General features: G+C 61.0%; 7 protein-coding genes and 1 pseudogene. 2 read left to right on the top strand and 6 right to left on the bottom strand.

The window, feature by feature from the left end:
• Window positions 1-331 precede the first annotated feature (331 nt).
• Both FQ187_RS10910 and FQ187_RS29935 read right to left on the bottom strand, forming a co-directional pair.
• Window positions 332-922 (bottom strand): annotated as a pseudogene (locus FQ187_RS10910) (hypothetical protein); the annotation flags it as partial.
• 180 nt (window positions 923-1,102) lie between these two features.
• The gene (locus tag FQ187_RS29935; RefSeq protein WP_178122703.1) at window positions 1,103-1,615 is read right to left on the bottom strand and encodes an integrase arm-type DNA-binding domain-containing protein; all 513 of its coding nucleotides are present in this window, start codon (window positions 1,613-1,615) and stop codon (window positions 1,103-1,105) included.
• On the opposite strand from FQ187_RS29935, the gene FQ187_RS10900 reads away from it, so the two are divergent.
• On the top strand, window positions 1,572-2,162 hold the full coding sequence (locus FQ187_RS10900; protein WP_371925533.1) for a tyrosine-type recombinase/integrase: 591 nt from the start codon (window positions 1,572-1,574) through the stop codon (window positions 2,160-2,162). The two genes, FQ187_RS29935 and FQ187_RS10900, sit on opposite strands and share 44 nt — an antisense overlap.
• Before the next feature lie 597 nt (window positions 2,163-2,759).
• Here FQ187_RS10900 and FQ187_RS10895 read toward each other — a convergent pair.
• Window positions 2,760-4,463 carry an ABC transporter ATP-binding protein/permease gene (locus FQ187_RS10895; RefSeq protein WP_149629460.1) on the bottom strand — a complete coding sequence of 568 codons (1,704 nt, stop codon included), beginning with the start codon at window positions 4,461-4,463 and terminating at the stop codon, window positions 2,760-2,762.
• Window positions 4,464-4,569: 106 nt separating this feature from the next.
• Between FQ187_RS10895 and fhuF the strand changes: the two genes are divergently transcribed.
• The gene (fhuF, locus tag FQ187_RS10890) at window positions 4,570-5,316 is read left to right on the top strand and encodes a siderophore-iron reductase FhuF (RefSeq protein ID WP_256667294.1); all 747 of its coding nucleotides are present in this window, start codon (window positions 4,570-4,572) and stop codon (window positions 5,314-5,316) included.
• On the opposite strand, the gene FQ187_RS10885 is transcribed toward fhuF, so the two are convergent.
• Genes FQ187_RS10885 through FQ187_RS10875 form a run of 3 tightly spaced genes read right to left on the bottom strand, consistent with a single transcriptional unit; the run spans window position 5,307 to window position 19,907 of the window.
• Window positions 5,307-6,950 (bottom strand): cyclic peptide export ABC transporter, encoded by a 1,644-nt coding sequence (locus FQ187_RS10885; RefSeq protein WP_149629459.1) that lies wholly within the window; start codon window positions 6,948-6,950, stop codon window positions 5,307-5,309. The two genes, fhuF and FQ187_RS10885, sit on opposite strands and share 10 nt — an antisense overlap.
• Complete coding sequence (locus FQ187_RS10880; protein WP_149629458.1) at window positions 6,947-10,759, bottom strand: amino acid adenylation domain-containing protein; 3,813 nt, start codon at window positions 10,757-10,759, stop codon at window positions 6,947-6,949. The genes FQ187_RS10885 and FQ187_RS10880 overlap by 4 nt, the downstream gene beginning before the upstream one ends.
• Window positions 10,760-10,811: 52 nt before the next feature.
• Complete coding sequence (locus FQ187_RS10875; RefSeq protein ID WP_149629457.1) at window positions 10,812-19,907, bottom strand: non-ribosomal peptide synthetase; 9,096 nt, start codon at window positions 19,905-19,907, stop codon at window positions 10,812-10,814.
• Window positions 19,908-19,931: the final 24 nt, after the last annotated feature.

The raw sequence follows: 19,931 nt of genomic DNA, 5'->3' as shown, positions 1-19,931 counted from the left end.
TCAATTGATCCAACCTGATTGATGGCTGGCTAGCCATCGAAGCTGTAAGCCTTGATGTTTTGCATAACGAAAGACTTCATCCCAGTAACATTACACATTCGAAAAATTTCCTTGGTGGGAGTCATTCGATCAGGGACTCAAGAGGATGCGCTGCGCGTAATTGCCCAGTTGGTGAGGCTGTGAAATCCTCAGAAATCATAGCAAGGATCGCGGAGGCACTTTTTACACCTCTGGGCCGGAAGTGGGCGTTCAAAATAGTCCTTCGCGCAGACTCATCGCCGGTCAGGTCGGCTTCCAAAGACGATTGATGCGCTGCGTATCTCCGCTGTTTTCATAAAATAATGATGTCTTCATGGGAAGAGTTCGACTTGCTGGAAGTTTGTCCGCTGAAAAACATCATCGATTCGACCAGTGGATGCTCGTAGGTTGAGGACAGCACCGCACTGAGTCGATCACCCGACAGGTTCCAGGCGCGTTTTTTCTCTTCGGCATAGTCGTGATGCAGGTACTGGCGCTTCACCCGAGAGCCAGCCAGCACATGGTTTTGGCAGCAATCGATAACGTCCAGGCTAACCCCCAAGGCTTGCATCATGGTTGCGTCCGTGCGGCGCAGATCATGCGGCGTCCAGACACCATTTTGGCCGTCAGCAAGAACCAGGGTATCGTCATGACGCCGTCTTGAGGGAACCTTACGGTTTTTTGAACCGAGCTTGGCGGTCACCCACCTGTTTGCTCACCACCTTCACGTCAACATGCTGATCATCCTGCTTGTTGGGGAAGCACCACTGTGAATGTCCCGAATGCCCTCGTGTTTTTGGCCGGCGGGGAGGGCATTGTAATCGGCCGTCATTTGCTGGAAGCGGTTGTGCAGTTCCAACAACTCCGCGGGCGAAGGGATGCACTCAAGGCCTGCATCATTGTCGCGCAAGGTATTCTGTTTGGTGCGAAAAAATAACTTAAAAACAGTCGGTTAGAGAGGTTTTTGTTTTTTGTGTTCCGCGTACGACTACGGAAAGCCAGGGGCCAAGGTATGGGCTGGAGTATGGGCTGAGACTCATCTAGATTGAGTCATCATCCTTTAAATAGGAGGTGACGGATGGCATCACTGACGACAAAAACCGTAGAGAAAATAATCAGGATCGGATTGGCTGGAATGACCAATGATGGCGACGGCCTCTACTTGAAAGTCGGCCGTTCCAGTGGCGCAAGTTGGATCTTTCGCTACCTCCTGCGTAGGAAGCTCGCCTATGACCTTGAACGCATAAGTCGCCAAAGTGTTCTCCCACTGCTGAGCATGCTTAGCATTTTTCCAGCCCGCCCTGTGGGCCGCGATATAGTCGAGAGCAACGTCTTTGAAAGGGGTTGCCTTGGCTCTTGCGGTGGCCTGAGCTAAACGCTGGGCTTCTTTTTCCAGCCGTCGTCGCTCCAATTCCTCATCCCGATTGGTGAGCGGATCTACGCCTGACTTGCTCAGCTTTCTGGCCTCTGCTGCTTTCTCACGAGCTTTCGCGAGACTTACTTCGGCACTCCCGCCCAGCATTTGGACAGTCAAACCTGAAACCGCCAGCCGGTTGCGAAACCGAATCGAATTGGTCCTTGATGCAGCCAAGGCCAAAGGGCTGCGCGATGGTGAAAACCCCGCTCGATGGCGGGGGCACTTGGACAAGCTTTTGCCCCCTCGTCTAAAGGTGCGCGCGGTAAAACATCATTCGGCCATCCCATGGATCACACTCCTTGCGTTTGTGGCAACGCTTGAAAAAGCAGAGGATCTGAGCGCTAAGGCGCTGCGCTTCACCATCTTAACGGCCTGCCGAACCAGTGAAGTGCTTGACTCTACCTGGGCGGAGATTGATCTCGTGGCAGGGATATGGACCATTCCGGCGTCGCGAATGAAAGCAGGGAAAGAGCACCGGGTTCCTTTGTCGCAAGCGGCATTGGATCTACTGGTCGCTCTTCCACGCGTAAAGGGGAACAATCATCTGTTCCCTGGTGCTCGAAAAGGAAAACCGCTGAGCAACATGGCGATGTTGATGGTGTTGGGTCGAATGAAGCGCAACGATCTCACGACTCATGGATTTCGTTCGACTTTTAGGGATTGGGTGCGAGTGAGGTCACTCACTATCCTCGAGAGGTCTGCGAGCAGGCACTTGCACATGCGGTAGAGAGTGCGGTTGAGGCGGCTTATCGCAGTGGCGACCTTTTCGGCAAGCGACAAATGCTAATGGATCACTGGTCACGATATGTGTGTGGCATTCAGGAAGCACAAGACAGTGGGACGGCTACCAATTGAGGCACGGCTTCTTTCCCTGCTGATGTCGGTCGGTTGTTACTAGCGGAAGTGCTATGGGGCGAGTGTTCGAATCATTCCGTCCCAACTATATAATTCAAGGGGTTGCGAGACTTTATCTCGCGCCTCCACATTATTTTTGGTCGTTTTACCCCCCGTCAGTCAAGGGGTTCTGTAGCGAGAACGTTCTTTTTCGTTCGCTTACCTTGAAAGACAAGCGAAGCCAAGAAAGGGGACAGGCTTCTGTGCGCCTTCAATCGATTCTGAGCCTGATTATCACACTGGATCACTGACAGGCTGGCATCGGTTCCAGTTGCACCGAAGCCCTAACTTTAACCGTCACAGCGCAATGCTTGGGCCGCGTTGACGGTGTACATCAGCGGCTCGTTCGCCTGATCGTGTTGAACGCAGAGCAGGCACGCAGTCAGGCTCGCAAACGCCAGCCACTTTTTTGGCAACGATATCAATAATCTCAAAATTCCAGAGTGGTGGAGGGGATGGGTTTGGGCGAGGAGGGCAAAGCCACTGGCACCATATCGATCACGCAGGTGTGGTACGCACCGAGGCTTTCGCGATGGCCGATGCTGACCAGCGTAATGTCGGTTGCCGCCAGCGCTTCGTACAACCTTCGCTCGGCACTGTCGTCAAGGCCCGAAGTGGCTTCGTCGAGGAACAGCAATGGTGGCCGAATCAGCAAGGCGCGGGCCATGGCCAGACGCTGTTGCTCGCCGGGGCTCAAACACCGGCTCCAATCATCGGTGCTGTGCAACGGCAAGTGCTGCAACTCTGTCAGTTTGAGCACGGCTTTCAGGCGTGCTTCATCGATTTCGAGAGCACCGGTCTCGCCGGTTTGATGCAACAGTTCATGCAACGAACCATTGGGCAGATAAGGCCTCTGCGGCAGGATAAGTAGACCCTCGCGGTCCAGTTCGACGCTGCCCTGGTGCCGTGGCCACAACCCCGCAAGCGAGCGGAACAGGGTGGTTTTGCCCACGCCGGAAGGCCCACGCAGCAACAGTCGTTCGCCGGGAGCCAAGGTCAGCGTCAGCGGTTTGAACAGCGGTAAACCGTGCTCGTTCAGCGGTGCAAAGTCATGCAACCGCAGGCCGGGAGTACGACGGGTGACGGGGTCGACCGGGGCGGGCAATGCCTCGAGTTCACGCCAGAAACTGCACAAGCGAGTCTTGGTCGCACGCCATTCGGCGATTTGCGGGTAGCTGTGAATCAGAAACGACAGTGAGGACTGTATTTCGCCGAACGCCGAAGCGATCTGGGTCAGTTGCCCCAGTTGAATTTCTCGCGAGAAGAAGCGCGGTGACACCAGCAGCAGCGGCAAGGTAAAGGCGAATCGCTCATACGCCGCATTAATCCCCAGCAGGTGTTTTTTCGAGCGGACCAGTCTCGAGTAGTTGCTCAGCAGCAGACCCAACTGTCCCAACAATTGCTTGCTTTCCCAACCCTGGCCACGGGAAAGGGCGACATTTTCTGCGTCTTCGCGCAAACGCGTCAGACCGAAACGAAAATCCGCCTCACGGCGTTGTTGCATAAAATTCAGCCCGATCAGCGGTTTGCCGATCCAGTGCGCAATACCACTGCCGATCACCGCGTAAATCAACGCCAGCCACAACATGTAGCCAGGGATGGCGACGGCATGCCCGGCGACTTCGAACTCCAGCGTGCCGGAAATGCGCCACATGATCATGCTGAACAGCACCACCAGAATGATCGCCTGAAGCAAGTTCAGGCCCAGGTCCAGGGTCTGCTCGACGAAGATCTTGCAGTCTTCGGCGATACGCTGGTCGGGGTTGTCATAGGTCACGCTGTGAAAGCGGCTGCGGTAGTAGCGTTGGCTGTCGAGCCACTTGCCGAGAAAGGCCTGGGTGAGTTTTTCTCGCCAACTGATCAGCAAGCGCTGTTGCACTTGGAACTTGGCCATGGTGCAGGCGATGAAGGCGACGTCGAGTACCAGCAACTCCACGACGTGATAACCGAACGCGGCGGCGTCCAGACTTTGCAACGAGTTGTAAAAGCCCAGGCTCCACTCGTTCCAGCGCACCTGGATCGCAATGATCCCGGCCACCGCCAGCATGGCCAGGGCGAGAGTCAGCCACGCTCGACGACGGCCTTGAGCCGACCAGTAAGGTGCGGCCAGCAACTTCATATCTTGGATGAACATCGGAGCGTCCTGCCTGGCAAACTCGGGGGTTGACCCGCCGCGTTGAGTCTTCGGAATTCAAAAAACGTGGTAGGTTAACAGTTCTCAAACTCAGTTACGAAGCCTCATGACGTCTCTTCAAACCACCACCCGAATGCTCGACGAAACCCTGCTCGATCAGTTGTTTCGTTTCGATGGTGCCTTTCTACGCAGCACCTGCCGGCTGAGCAGCCACGTCGAAGGCCGTGGGTTGATTGAGTTTCGCGACCCGCAAACCTGCACTGACCTGTTGAGCCTTTACGCTCACTACTATCCCGCTGCGCCTCGGGCTGCACTGGTGTCGCAATGGTCGATGGACTTGATCTGCGTGACGCTGGCCTTACCGCTGGCTGCCGCTGCGCAGCATCTGCGTTGTATCGTGCATGATCCCCATGTGGCGCTGGAAAACGGAATGCCCGTGGCTCATGTGTTTGCTACCGGTGAGGTGCAGCCATTGAACAATCCGCTGGCCTTCGCGCAACACCTGTTGACCGAAGACATGGCGCCTCTGGTGCAGGCACTGGCCAGCGCCGGGCGGGTGGCCCAGCGCTTGCTATGGAACAACGTGGCGGCCGCCATCGATGTCGCGCTCGATTACTTCCAGATGCCGCACGCACCACAATGGCGTGACCATCTGTTCCGGGAGCGGCACTGGGCCGATGGCACTCGCAATCCGCTGTACGGCTTCCTGCAACTGGCCCCCGGTCCGAGCGGCGTGCCATTACTGATGCGCAAGGTGTGCTGCCTGCACCATCAATTAGGTGATGCGCGCCCGTACTGCGACAACTGTCCGCTAGTGCCGGGCGCTGACATCACAGCGCCTCATCAGGCATAAGCCGCGTGCGCTTCCACCTGGGTGAGACGGCCGTTCTCTACTTTCAGCACCCGGTCGGCCTGCTGGAAGTAAGCGTCATCGTGGGTGATCACGATCACGGTTTTGCCCCGGGCTTTTAGTTCCGGCAACAGCTCCATGTAGAACACCCGCTTGAAGGTCGGATCCTGGTCGGCGGCCCATTCATCGAACAAATAAAACGGCTTGTCATCCAGATACGCCGACACCAGCGCCAGCCGCTTGCGTTGACCTGTGGACAGTTCCACGGTGGAAAAACGGTCGTCGACAATGCTGACTTTGTGTCCTAACCCCAATGCTTTCACATAACGCGTCGCTTCGGCGGTGCGATATTCGGCGTCCGGTCCGTCGTCGCCCAACAAATGTTCGAACAGGTGGAAGTCAGCGAACACCGCTGCAAAGTGCTGACGGTATTGCTCGCGGTTGTCGTCGTCCACTTCCACACCGTTGAGCACCACGCAACCGGTTTCCGGTGCGTACAGCCCGAGCATCAGCATGGACAGTGTGGTCTTGCCACTGCCATTGCCACCCACCACAAACACCAGTTCACCCTGTTCCAACGTCAGGTCCACCGGGCCGAGCATGAAGGGATGATCCTCGTGCTCGCCGGGATAGCGGTGGCACACGCCGTTGAGCAACAGGCGCATCGGGCCTTCACTGGCGAACACATTGCCGAGCGGCCCAGCTATCTGGGCTTCGGTGCTCAGCTCCGCGTCCAGTTGGCGAATGCGGTTCAGGGCGATGCTGGCTTGACGCAGCGAGGGCAGGGCGATCATCAGGTCGGAGATCGGCCGTACCAGGTACAGCAAGGTCACGGTGAAACTGGTCAGCACCGTAATCGGTTGCGGTAGCCAGAACGGCACGATGAACAGCAGCACGCCGAGGTTGAGGTAAAACAACAGCGTGCCGAGGTTGGCCACCACCGAATACCCGGCCATACCGCGCAGGAAACGCACGCGAAACTCGTCGGCACCCGGACGAATGACTCGTTCGACAAACGCTTCGCCGCGGGCGTTGTTCAACTGCAGTTCCTTGCTGCCTTCGATCAGACTGCGAAAGTGCTGATACAGCACGTCCTTTTGCTGGCGCACTCGTTCCAGATGGCTCAGCGGCCCACGTTCGGCGAGGTGAAACGCCACCAGGCCGACTAGTAAAAACAACGCCAGAATCGCCAGCAACGACCACGACAGCCAGGCCAGATAAGCGAAGCACGCCAAAGTCACCACGGCGTTGACGAACAGCAGCGGCACCCATTCGAACGCCGCGGTAAACGTGTGCACGTCTTCGGTCAGGATCACCAGCAAACGGTGTTTGCCCATGCCTTGCAAGCGTTTGAGCGGGGTGGCGAGCAGCTTGCGCGACAAGTCGATACGCATCTGGAAAATCGCGCTTTGGGTCAAGTGCAGCAGCGACAGTTCCGAACAGAGTTTGCTCAGCAGCATGCCGATACACAGTCCGAAAAACCCCAGGGCCAGTTCCGGCAGTTGCTGTGGGTTGGCCAACCCACGGTTGATCAGAATCACCAGCCCCGCACTGGCCAGACCGCCCAGTGCGCCGGTGATCGAGGCCAGAGCCAGCAGGCGTGCCGATTGGCGGTAGAGATAGAGAATCAGGTTCATGCGACGGTTTCCGTCGAGGCCATGGCCAGCGACTTGTTGAGTTGTTCATGGAAGGCGGACTGCCCTAGGATCGTGTCGTGATCGGCGGCGACCTGATAATGACAGGTCCGCTGACTGATCGCGTCCCATTGCGCCGGCAGCGTCGGGTACTCGACAAGCGTCTGCTCGGCCCACCAGAGTTGCAGGGTGGCCTGCACGACGGGCACCGAATAGCCGCTGACCCAACGACGGGCGTCGGCCATCACATTCAAGGTCTGCTCGACATAAGCCAGCGGTGCATTGAGCCCTAGCCCGTTGGCGCTCGCCCATTCCAGCAGGGCGAAACGCAATTGCTCCACGCGACCCAGTTCGGCAGTCTCCGTGCGCAGCTCCGCCAGACATTGCGCGGTGAGTCGTTGGCGACTGTCGCTGCTCAATTCTTGCTGAACGATGGTCTGCAGCGCATCCCACGCCAGCGTTTCATCCTCAGCGTGGAACGTGCTGTCGAACAACCCCAGCCATTCGACTGTTTGCCCTTGCGCCTCCAGCTGCCGGGTCAGCTCCAGCGCGAGCAAGCCGCCCATCGACCAACCGGCCAAGCGATACGGACCCTGAGCCTGAATCTGGCGGATCTGCGGCAAGTATTCGCGGGCCAATGCAACGAGGTCCTGACTGCGCAGCGCCTCGGGCAGTGGGACGCCGTACACCGGCAGCTCCTTCGGCAACCCGGCGACCATCGGCATGTAATGGTGAACCCCACCTGCAGGCTGGTGCAGGCAGAACAACGGTGGATACCCGTTTTCTCCGGCCTGCAAGGCAATGACCGCCGCATGATCGAGGGGACGGGTAATCTGCTCGGCAAGGCCGATCAGCGTAGGGTGCTGGAAAATCACGCTGACCGGCACTTCAATGCCGAGCGAGGCACGCAACCTGGCGGTCATACGCACCACCAGCAGCGAATGGCCGCCCAGGGCGAAAAAGTCGTCGTGACGTCCGATCACTTCGGTCTCCAGCAACTCTTGCCATACCGCCGCGAGCACCTGCTCGATATGCCCTTCGGGCGATGCGTAAACCGCGAGACTGCGATTTGGCGCGCGGGCCAGCAAGGCCCGATGGTCGACCTTGCCGTTGGCAGTGCGCGGCAGTTGCGCCAGCCACTGGATGTCGGCGGGAATCATGTGCGCCGGTAACAGCGCCTCGAGGGAGTCGCGCACGGCACTGGCCTGAAGTTGAGTAGCCGATTCGATGAACGCACGCAAACTCGGTTCGGTCTGGGTGGTGTCCAACAAGACCACCGAACGTTTGGCGCCGCTGACGTTGCACAGCACGGTTTCAATTTCGCCCAACTCGATACGGTAACCCCGCAGTTTGATCTGTGAGTCGGTGCGCCCGAGGAACAGTAATTGTCCGTCGAGGTCCTGGCAGGCGAAATCGCCGGTGCGATACAGACGTTGGCCTTCGAGTGATGGATGACTGACCTGGATGAATTTCTCGGCGGTCATCTGCGGCAGGCCCAAATAACCTTCGGACAGGCCCGGCCCGGCAATGTGGATTTCACCTTTGAATCCTCGGGCCACGGGGGCGCCGTTGCTGTCGAGCAAGTACACCTGAGTGTGGGCAATTGCGCGGCCGATGGGTACGGACCCCTGGTGCTGATTGGACCGGCAGAGGGCGACGGTGCTCCAGACCGAAGCCTCAGTCGGACCGTATTCGTTGTACAACTGCGCGTCGGGTTGACGGCGATAGTGGTTGTCGATCAGCGCTGGCGGGCAGCTTTCACCCGCGACAATCGCGGTATTCAACGGACTCGGGACATCGCCCAACTCGTCCAGGATCAAGGCGTACAACGAAGGCAGGGCCAGCAGGTGCGACACACCGTGACTACTGATCAATCGGGCCAGTTGCAACGGATCTTTCTGTTCGGTTTCGCTGGCCAGGTGCAGGCAACCGCCCTGGGCCAGGCTCCAGAACAGCCCGGCGATGGAACTGTCGAAGGCGAACGACGACAGCAGCAGAAAGCGTTGCACCGGCTGCGGATACCCCGCCAGCCGCGCCGCCAGCGAATGCAGGGCGTTGGCATGGCTGATGACCACGCCTTTGGGCTGACCGGTACTGCCCGAGGTGTAAATCAGGTAGGCCGGCTGGTCTCGCGAGACGGTCGGCTCCTCCCGTAACGGCACCACCGGCATTGCTTGATCAATCGCCATCGCGCTCGGTTGCCAGTCCGCCGGCAGGTCTTGCACGCGAGCGTGATGGGTCAGCACCCGCCGTGCCTGGCTGTCGCGCAGAATATGTTCGATGCGCTCGGTGGGATAGGCCGGATCGATCGGGACGTAGCAGGCGCCGGCGCGCAATATGGCGACCAGCGCCACCACTGCATCGATGTCGCGCGGCAGGAAGTGCGCGATCCGCGCACCGGGTTCAAGGCCCAGGGCAAGCAACTGCTGAGTGAGGGCCGTGATCCGTTGATCCAGCTCGGTATGGCTCAAGGTGCCGCTCGGACCGGTGACCGCCGGGCGCTGGGAGCTGCTAGTCGAGCCCTGTGCAAAACAGGCGGCCAGATTAGGCAGGGCGAAAGTGGCGGCATAGAGCTGTTCTTGCGCCAGGCTCAACGTCGGCGAAGTGGCCAATGCCCCCGTCACTCTTAGTTGCTCGGCGGTGCTGCAGGTTACCAGTAGGCTCAGGCTGGCGGCCGGTTCACGCAAACTGTGTTCGATCACGCACAGCAACTGCTCGGCGAGGAGTTCGACATGTGCAGAGGTGTAGAGCGCAGCGTCAAAATGCAGCGACAAGCCACTGACCGAGCGCGGCTGATACTGCAACAGTAACGCACAGCCGGCGCTGACACTGTCAGCCTGTTCGATCTGCCAAACGGCATCGTTCAGCGCACTGTGCGGTACGACCGCGAGTTCGCGATAACCCACGCCGGACAATGATGGCACATTGCTCAAGTGGCTCGGGTAGCTGTCCCGGGCATCGTTGAGCAGGCCAACGCGCTCGGTCAGTTGCTGGCATAACGCGGCAAACGACAGCTCAGGCGCGGTGTCGAGCGTCAATGGTAACGGCTCGGAGAACAGGCCGAGGGCATCACCCAACACGTCCGGACGCGTCTGGTTTTCGTAGGCCAGCGTTAGGCGTTCGGCTTCGCAGTAGCGTTGCCACAAGGTGACCCAGGCGGCGAGCACGATCGTGCCGGTGCTGACGCCGAGTCTGGCCGCTTGCTGATCGAGGCGTTGCAGGGTGGAGTCGTCGAACGACAGTTGCATCCGCGCCATTTCGACAATTCCGGTGGCCGGATTCTGGCGCTGCCATGGTAAAGGCACGTCGGTAACCATCGCATTGAACTGCTCATCCCAGAACTGTCGGCCCTGGTCGTCCACCGACTCCAGGCGCCACGCCGAATAGTCGGCGTATTGCAGCGGCGGTTCTTGAGGCGCTGCTTGCAAATAGCCCAGCGCCCATTCTTCGCCGAGGTAGCCCAGGCTGGTGCTGTCCAGATGCAAGGCCGGCAGGTGCAACGTTGCCGACCGGGCGTCCACTTGCAGTTCTATGCCCGACGTCTGCCAATCAGCGGTTGAATCGTCGATCACCTGCATCGGCAACGACAGCCCCGGCAGTTGTTGATAACGGGTACGCAGGATCTCGTGGCGTTGCATCAAGGCCAGCAAACTGCTTTTCAGCCGTGCGCTGTCCAGCGGTTGTTCGCTGCGAATGCGCAGCGTGGCCCGCTGGGCGGTCGCCAGACGGTTTTGTTGCAGGCGCCACAGGTGCGACTGTTGTGGCGACAGCTCGAAGCCTTCGACTGGCGTGTCTTCGTGAGTCTGAGTCATGCTGAGACCTGTACAAAAAAGTGGGACATGAGCGTCGATTGGCCGATGACCATCATTGTTCGGCATCCTTCACAACACTGCGGCGACGAGCCTGGCCTAGAGTGCTTTGACGCGCGCTGCCGGCTTCACGCAGCGCAGCTTGAGCCAGCTCGCGGCGGGTCTGTTGAAGTTGATTGAGTGGCAGCAGCAACTGGGCGACGCTGGTGTCAGCGTTCAACACGAGTTGCTCCAGCAGGCAAACAAACAGGTTGTCGAAGAGTTCGATGTAGGCACTGGCGTAACGCCCGGTGTCGTAGTCGTACACCACCAGCAGACCTTCGCCGTCATCCACGACGTTGATCAGCAGGTCCACGTCCGACGCTTGCGGCTCAAGTTCCCGCTCGCTGATCGCAAGACCCGGCAAATGGAGGTCCTGCTGACGGGTGTTCTGCACCACCAGTTTGACCTGGAAGAACGGCGTGTAACGCGCATCCCGCTGTGGCAGCAGGTCGGCCACCAAGGCGTCGAACGGAAAATCCTGATGGGCAAAGGCATCCAGCGCCACGCGGCGGGCGTCGCTCAGCAACTGGTCGAAAGTCTGCTGCGGCGCGACGCGGCAACGCAGCACCAACTGGTTGACGAAGAAGCCGACCATGTCTTCGGTCTGTTGCTGATGACGGTTGGCGATATCGGTGCCGACCAGCAGGTCTTCGCGTCCGGTCTGCTGATGCAGCAACACGTTCAGCGCGCTGTGCAACACCATGAACGGCGAAGCCTCGCGAGCCGTGGCCAACTCGCCGATGGCCTGAGCCAATGACGCGGGCAAGCGACGGCGATGACGCGCGCACTTGCCGTGATCGCGAGTTTGAGCGCCCGGCAACAACAGCGGCGCCGGGCTGGCTCGCAACTGCTGGCGCCAGTAGGCCAGTTGTTGCTGCCAGACCGGGCCCGGCAGGTGCGTGCGTTGCCACACGGCGAAGTCGGCGTATTGCAGGGCCGGGGTTTCGATCCGGGCAGCCGTGGTGCCGAAACCGATGTAGTCCGTGGCCAGTTGATCTACCAGTTGCGCAATGGACCAGGCGTCCACCGCAATGTGGTGCATGGCAATGGCCAACACATGAGTCTGCGCGTCCAGTTTCAGCAACCGCGCGCGAATCAATGGCGCCTGCGTCAGGTCGAACGGTTGGCCGAAGACCTCGGCCAATTGCGCCTGGATGGCCGGCTCCTGTTCCAGCGCCGAGACCGCTTGCAGTTCGGTGACCGGCAAGGCAAACGCCTGCGCCGCTTCAATCCGCTGCCAGGGTTCACCGTGATCGCTGTGCACGGTGCTGCGCAATACTTCATGGCGGGCGATTAATTGTTCGAACGCCATGCGCAAGGCTTCGACATTCAGCGCCCCGGTCAAGGTCAAGGCGAACGGAATGTTGAAACCGCTGGAGCCAGGGTTCAGCTGCTCAAGGAACCACAGCCGCTGTTGAGCAAACGACAACGGCAGCGGTTGCGAACGGTCTGTCGCGATGATCGCGGGCAGGGTGAAAGGCGCGGACTGCAAACGGGCCCTGTCGATGGCGCGGGCCAGATTTTCCAGAACCGGGTGATCAAAGACTGCTCGCAGTGGCAGGTCCACCGCGAGTTGGCTGCGAATCCGCGAGACAACCAGCGTCGCCAGCAACGAGTGTCCGCCGAGGGCGAAGAAATTGTCGTCGGCACCGATCGCCGTCTCATTGAGAATCTGCGCCCATATCGCGCCCAGTTGCTGTTCGGTGCCGCTGCGCAGCGGCCGTTGCTCGCTCAGGTCGTTGCTGTCCAGCGCACGTGCAGTCAACCCTTTACGGTCGACCTTGCCGTTGGTGTTCTGCGGCAGCGCGTCCAGTTGTTGCCAATGCGCCGGCACCATGTACGACGGCAAGCGTTGGCTCAGCCATTCGCGCAGCACCGCCACCGGCGTGTCATCGCCGGTCCAGTAGGCGACCAGTTGCAAGTCGCCACGTTGGTCGGCGTTGACGATCACGGCCACGGCTTGCACGGTGGGATGACGTCCCAGATGATCTTCGATTTCCCCCAGTTCGATGCGGTGACCGCGGATTTTCACCTGCTGATCACGGCGACCGAGGAACTCGATCACTCCGTCAGCACGCCAGCGTCCCAGGTCACCGGTGCGGTAGAAGCGCGCGCCGGGTTCGAATGGATGTGCGACGAACGCAGCCTGGGTTTTCTCCGGATCGTTCAGGTAACCACGACCGACGCCGACGCCACCGACGCAGATTTCCCCCGGTACGCCCACCGGCACCGGACGCAGTGCTGCGTCCAGCAGGTACAGATGGTTATTGGCGGTCGGCCGGCCAATCGGCATGGCGTTGCCGCCTTCGCTCGGCACGCTGGTTAGCGGGTGGAACGCCACGTCGTCCGAGCACTCCGCCGGGCCATAGGCATTCATCAACGGCACATGGGCAAAGCGGCTCAACCAGGCCTGGGCCAGCGCCGGTGGCAGGGCTTCGCCTGTCGGCAGTAACCAGCGCAGTGCCGACAGTTGCGTATCGGTGCGAGCGAGGTCAAGCAGGGCGCGGATCATTGTCGGCACGGCTTCGAGTACCGACAGTTGTTCGTTTTCCAGCGCCTCTAGCAGCCGCTCGGGGTCGTGGGCAATCACGTCAGGCAGGATGTGCACGGTGGCACCGAGGATTGGTGCGGCTAGGAACTGCCAGACCGAAATGTCGAATGCCGGGGAGGCGGTCTGTGCAATCCGGTCCGCGCTCGACAGGCCCAGGGTCGGCACCTTGCCGAAGATGTTGTTGAGCATGCCCCGTTGCTCGACCATTGCACCTTTAGGCGTGCCGGTGGAGCCCGAGGTGAAGATCACGTAGGCCAGATCATCAGGGCTGCCGGTGACGTTCAGTGGCGTTGCATCGCCCGCCAGCCATAGGGCTTCGGTGCGCAGGCGGCGCGGGGTCGCGGTGCTCGCGGCCAGTGCCGGGTCGATGACCGAGTCGGCACTGTCACTAGTCAACAGAATCGTCGCCCCGGACAGTTCGAGAATTTCGCTCAGACGCTGAGGCGGATGCTTGATGTCCAGCGGCAGGTAGGCCGCGCCAGCCTTGAGCACGGCGATCATCATGCTCAGCAATGGCAGCCCGCGTTCAGCGGCCAGCGCCACCAGCGTGTCGCGACCTGCACCGGTTTCGATCAGCGCACGAGCCAGGCGGTTCGAGCGCTGATCCAGCTCGGCGTAGCTCAAGCTGTTGGCACCACACACGGCAGCAGTGCGCTGCGGATGCTCCGCCACTTGTCGGGCGAACAGTTCGGGGTAGGTTTGATCCAGCGGGAAGTCGATTTCGCTGCGGTTCCAGTCCACCAGCACGGTCTGGCGCTCGTCCGGCGTCAACAACGACAGTGAGGCCAGTGGCGCGTCAGGCTGGGCAACCATTTGCGTGAGCAACTGACGCAAATGGCCGAGCATGCGCTGTACGGTGTCGGTATCGAAACGTGCGGCGTCGTAAGTCAGGCGAATGCCCAGACGATCACCAGGGTAGAGCACCACGGTCATTGGGTAATTGGTGTGCACGCGGTCTTCGTAGATGTCGACGTTGAAGTCGACCCGACGGTCCGACAGACCAGCGTCGAACGGTGCGTTTTCAAACACCACCAGGCTGTCGAACAGCGAGAGACCGTGCTCGATTTCACTCCAGCGCTGAATGTCCACCAGCGGTGCATGTTCGTAGGCGCGTAGCTCGTAGTTGTGCGCGAACAACGCTTGTAGCCACGGCACCACGGTCTGCGAGTCGTCAACCTTGACCCGCAGCGGCAGGCTGTTAATGAACAACCCAACGATGTCTTCCACGCCCGGCAAATCGGTCGGACGTCCCGACACCGTAACGCCGAACAGCACGTCATCGCTGCCGCTATAGCGGGACAACAGCAAGGCCCAGGCGCCCTGAATCCAGGTGTTGGGCGTGAGCTGGTGCTGTTGGCACAACGCTGTCAAGGCGCGGGTGTCGGCAATCGACAGGGTCGCGTCAAGGTTGGCCACCGCTTCGACCGCCTGCTCGGTCACGGCCGGACGATCCACCACCAACGGCGTCGGCGCGCTGAAACCAGCCAGTTCGCGGGTCCAGAATTGTTCGGTGATGGACGTGTCCTGACATTGCAGCCAATGTATGTAATTGCTGAACGACGGCAGCAACGGGCGCGCCACAGGCTGGCCGAGTACGCGGGCCTGGTAATGGGCGAACAGATCGGCCATCAACAGGCCAAAGCACCAGGCATCGGTCAGGATGTGGTGGAAGCTGCGCACGATCAGGAATTCCTGATCGGCCACCTGGAACACCCGAAGGAAGGTCAGCGGCGGGCGACGCATGTCGAAACCCTGCCGACATTCGGCGTCCAGCACGGCGTCCAGTTGACGCTGGCGGCTCGCTTCGTCGAGGTGCCGCCAGTCGTACCAGGCGAAGGCCGGGTCGGTGTCGTGGTAGACACATTGCAGCGCTGCCTTGCCGTCCTGCCACCAGAAACCGGTGCGCAGCATCGGGTGCCGGGCCAGTTGCTGCGCCCAGGCGAATTCGATGGCGCTGCGGTCCAGTTCGCCGTCCCAGCGATAACGTTGCTGCATCAGGTAGATGCCGCTGTTGGGACGTAGCAGGGTGTGCAGCAACATGCCTTCCTGCATCGGCGACAGGGGCAGCAAGTCGTCGATGCCGGCCCAGTCGAAGTTTGCACCGAGGGCTGTGAGGTCGTGACCGGCGGCGCGGCACAACGGGAACGCGTGGGCACCCGGGATGGCTTGCTCGGCGTCGGTAGCCAGCAGGGCCAGACGCTGCTCCAGCGCCTTGGCCCAGTGTTCTGCGCCTGGGCCACGGCAATCGATTTGCAGTTGACCGTGTTGCAGGCTGACGGATAGGGTCAGCCCGGCGCCATCGATTGGCGCGCTGGCGGCGATGACCTCGCCCAACGGCCCTTCATGGGCCAGCCATTCGCCAGCCATGACAATATGCACGGTTGGCTGCGGCAGGCTCAGCAGCGGTTCGCGCAAGTAGTCGTTATCGGCCAGGTAACGCAGCACGCCATATTCGTCACCGGTGTGCGGGGCGGCAGCCAGTTGCGCGTCGACCTGTGCAAGCAATTGCGCGGCGTTGGCGCCGGGTGTCACGTTCAGACGCAGCGGAACCGCGTGGCTCAGCGCGCCGATCACCGTGGCCGGGTTAAAGTCGGTACGGCTCAGGGCACTGCTGAGCGGCAGACGTGCCCGCTCGCAGCGACCGCGATCCAGGCTCAGCCAGACGTCTTGTTCGGCACTTTGCTGCGCCAGTTCTGCCGCGACAGCGGTGGCCACCAGCGATGCCCAAGGCGCGTGGCTGCGGCGTTGCAGCAGGTTCAGACGAGCGCTGAGTGGCGCCGAAATCTGTACGCGGCTGTCAGTGGTCAGGTCATCCGGTTGTGGAACGGACGGCAGGGTTTCTCCGGCGTATTGCAGCCAGTATTCCCAGGCCGATTCCAGCCCGTCTTCATCGCTGGCGTAGTTTTTCTGATGCTCGGCCCATTCATCGAGATTGCCGCCGTGACGCGGCAATTCGATTGCACGATCGTATTGCGCTTGAGCCACGGCCAGTGCCAGGTCCGTCATCAACAACGCCCAGGATGCAGCATCCAGGCGCAGTGCATGGATGACCAGCAGCACCGCGTCGCCCTGTTCCGACAGGCACGCGTGCCAGCCTTCACCTGATGCGTGATCCAGTGTGGCAAGGACGTTTTCGGCCAGTGCGTTCAGGTTGTCAGTGTCGAACGGCTGACGGCTGGCGCTGACCGGTTTTGGCGTACTCGGCAGGGTTTGCGCCCAACTGCCGTCCGCCTGTTGGGTCAGGCCCAGTTGCAGTGCACGGTGTTGCTGTTGCAGAGCCAACACGGCGCGGTTCAGCACCTCGAGGCTGATCGGCGTATTCAGCGCCACGCAGCGCCAGTCTGCCGCCAGCGGGCCGGCTTCGAGACGGGCGTGTTGACCCGCGGTCAGCGGAACATTGCGTGCAACACTGCGGGTGTTGCGGCTGTAGTTCGCGCCTTGGCTGATCACCGCAGAAATTTCAGCGATGGTGCGGTTTTCGAACAACTGCTTGGGCGTCAGCTTCATGCCACGCTGATGGGCGCGGGCGATGATTTGCAGGTTGAGAATCGAATCGCCGCCCAGGGCGAAGAAGTTGTCGTGAATCCCCACGCGCTCGACCCGCAACACATCCTGCCAGATCTCGGCGAAGTCGATTTCCACCGCGTCACGCGGGGCTTCGTAATTGTCCTGACTGGTCGGTGCATCGGGCAATGGCAGGCGGGCGATGTCCGGTTTGCCGTTAGCGTTCAGCGGGATGGCGTCCAGGGCGATGAAGTCGGCCGGCACCATGTAATCCGGTACGCGCAGGGCCAGGTCATAACGCAGTTTGTCCGCCGACATTGAGGTGCTGGCCACCAGCCAGGCAATCAGGCGCGGCGTCTCGTTGGCCGGTTGCACGACACGGACCAGCACTTGCTGGATATTGCTCGACAGGCGTTTGATTTGCGCTTCGACTTCGCCCAGCTCAATGCGGTAGCCGCGCAATTTGACCTGGTTGTCGACGCGCCCGAGGAACGCCAGTTCACCGGATTCCAGCCAGCGCACACGGTCGCCGGTGCGGTAGGCACGGGGCAAATCGGCAACGGCGGTGAAGCGCGCGGCGGTTTGCACCGCATCACCCAAATAGTCGATGGCCAGGCCTTCGCCGCCGACCCACAATTCACCCGCCACACCGACTGGCATAGCGTGGCCGTGGCTGTCGAGTACCCGCAGGTGCCGATTTGGTTGCGGATGGCCCAGCGGTTGTATGCCGACCAATGGCTGGTCGATGCGCGACAGGCAAATGCCGACGGCGCTTTCGGTCGGGCCGTAGTGGTTGTAGACCGCAAGTTCCGGGCGCAGTGCACGGACAGTGTCCAGCAGCGAGCCGTGCAGCGCTTCGCCACCGAGCAACAAGGCGCAACGCGGTAGCAGGCGCACGTCAGGATGCGCGACGAGCAGACCGTGCAGATGGTTGGGCGTGAGCTTGACCAGGTCCGGAGTAAAGTCGGCAAAGCACTGGGCCAGGGCGTTCGGGTCGGCGCGGGTGTCGTCGTCCACCAGCAGCAAGCTGCCACCGCTGACCAGCGCACCGAACAACTGGGTGTAACCGAGGTCCGCCGCGAAGGTCGATAGCAGCGCATGGCGCCACGGTTGTTCAGCCTCGGCGCAACCCAGTTCGGCCAGAATGCCGCTGACATAAGCGACGATGGCGCGATGGGACAGGCGCACACCTTTCGGCGTCCCGGTGGAGCCTGAGGTGTAGATCACATAGGCACAGGCCTGTTGATCCACTGCGGGCAGGTCAATCCCGGTGGCGCGGGCCGAGGCTTCGATCACCTGCGCAGAGGCGGTGTCGAAGGTCGGCGTGCCAATGATGAAATCCACATCGGCACTGGCCATCAGCGCACCCAGGCGCGAGGCCGGTTGGCCCAGGTCCAGCGGCAGGAAGCTAGCGCCCGCCTGCATTACCGCCAGCAGCGAGATCACTGCGTCGTTGCAACGGGGCAGGGCCAGCGCGACACGGTCACCGTGTTGCACGCCCCGCTGCCGCAACGCGTTGGCCAGTCCGGTCGAGGCTTCAAGCAGCTCGCCGTAGCTCAACGCGCCATGGGCGTCGCGCACGGCTTCACGCTCGGGATGGCGGCGGGCCTGAGCGGCGATCAGTTCATGCAGCGGAGCATCCGGCACCGCAAGGGTCGCGCCGTTGCCCCAGGTGCGAGTCAGGTTCAGTTCCTGCATCGGGCACAACGGCACTTCGGCCAGTGGCCGGTTGGCGTCACGGCTCAGCTCGTCTAGCAGCGTTACCAACTGCGCCATCAGGCGAGTGCCGGCCGCATCGGACAAGCGTTTGCGCTGGTGCACCAAATGCAGGTGCAAGCTGTCGCTTTCCATCGAAGCGATCAGCGACATCGGGTAGTTGTTGCGCCCGCCGGTGTGGCGCAATGGCGCGGTGTGTTCGGCATCCGGCAGCCCGACGAGGCCCTCGTCAATCTGATCCAGCTCCCGGGGGAACGGGAAGTTTTCGAACACCATGATCGCTTCGAATAACTCACCACCGGGCGGCAGCGCGGTCAAAGCCCGCAGACTGGCGAGCGGTGTGTGTTCATGCTCGCGCATCTCGGCGTTCCAGTCCTGGATGCCCGCCAGCCATTGGCCAACGGTCAGCGCCTCGTCCCAGCGCACCCGCAGCGGCAAGGTGTTGATAAACAGACCGACCATGCGCTCGACACCGCTCAGGCGCTGTGGACGCCCGGCGACGGTGACACCGATCAAGGCTTCGTCGCTGCCGTTATGGCGCCCCAGCAAATAAGCGTACGCCGCTTGCAGCAGGGTGTTGACGGTCAGGTTGTTGTCACGGGCGAAGCTACTCAGGCGCGCAGTCGTTGCAGCATCCAGCACGCGCTGGTGTTCGGTGCAGGGCAGGTGCGCGTTCACGTTAGCGGCGAGCAGGCCACGCGGGTCCGACTCGGGCACGCGGGTGGTGTTGGCGAAATCCGCCAGGCGACTGCGCCAGAACTCATCAGCGGATGGGCGTTCGCTGAGGTAGGCCACGTAATCCTGGAACGGTCGCACCGCTTCCAATGCCGCGTTTTGCCCGCGACGAGCCGCGCGATACAGATCGCGCCAGTCCGCCAGCAGCGAACCGACGCTCCAGCCGTCGAGCAACAGGTGATGGTGCGTCCACACCAGCGACCACTGCGCTTGTCCGTTGACATCGTCCAGACGCGCCAGGGTCAAGCGCATCAGCGGCGCGGCACCCAGTTCGAATGCTTGTGCGTGATCTTCCGCCACCAGGGCCGCCAGCCCTTGCGGGTTGCCGCGCAAGTCGACTTCGCGCAACGGCAGATCGACTTCCTTGAGGACGACCTGATAAGCGTCGTCCAGTTCTTCCCAGAGAAACGCCGTGCGCAACACCGCGTGGCGCTGCATCAGCGCAATCCAGGCTTGGCGGAACGCATCGAGGTCGAGTTCACCGGCCAGACCGATGCTCATTTGCTGGTAGTAGACCCGCGACTCGGGCGCATAGGCCTCGTGGTACAGCAGGCCTTTTTGCAGTGGTGTGAGCGAATAGATGTTTTCGATTTGGTCATGCATGGCAGCAGTGTTCAATCCAGAAAA

The organism is Pseudomonas sp. ANT_J28, assembly GCF_008370005.1.
GTDB lineage: Bacteria > Pseudomonadota > Gammaproteobacteria > Pseudomonadales > Pseudomonadaceae > Aquipseudomonas > Aquipseudomonas frigoris.
The sequence above is the reverse complement of the archived record's forward strand: the minus strand, read 5'-3'. Positions and strand labels throughout refer to the sequence as shown.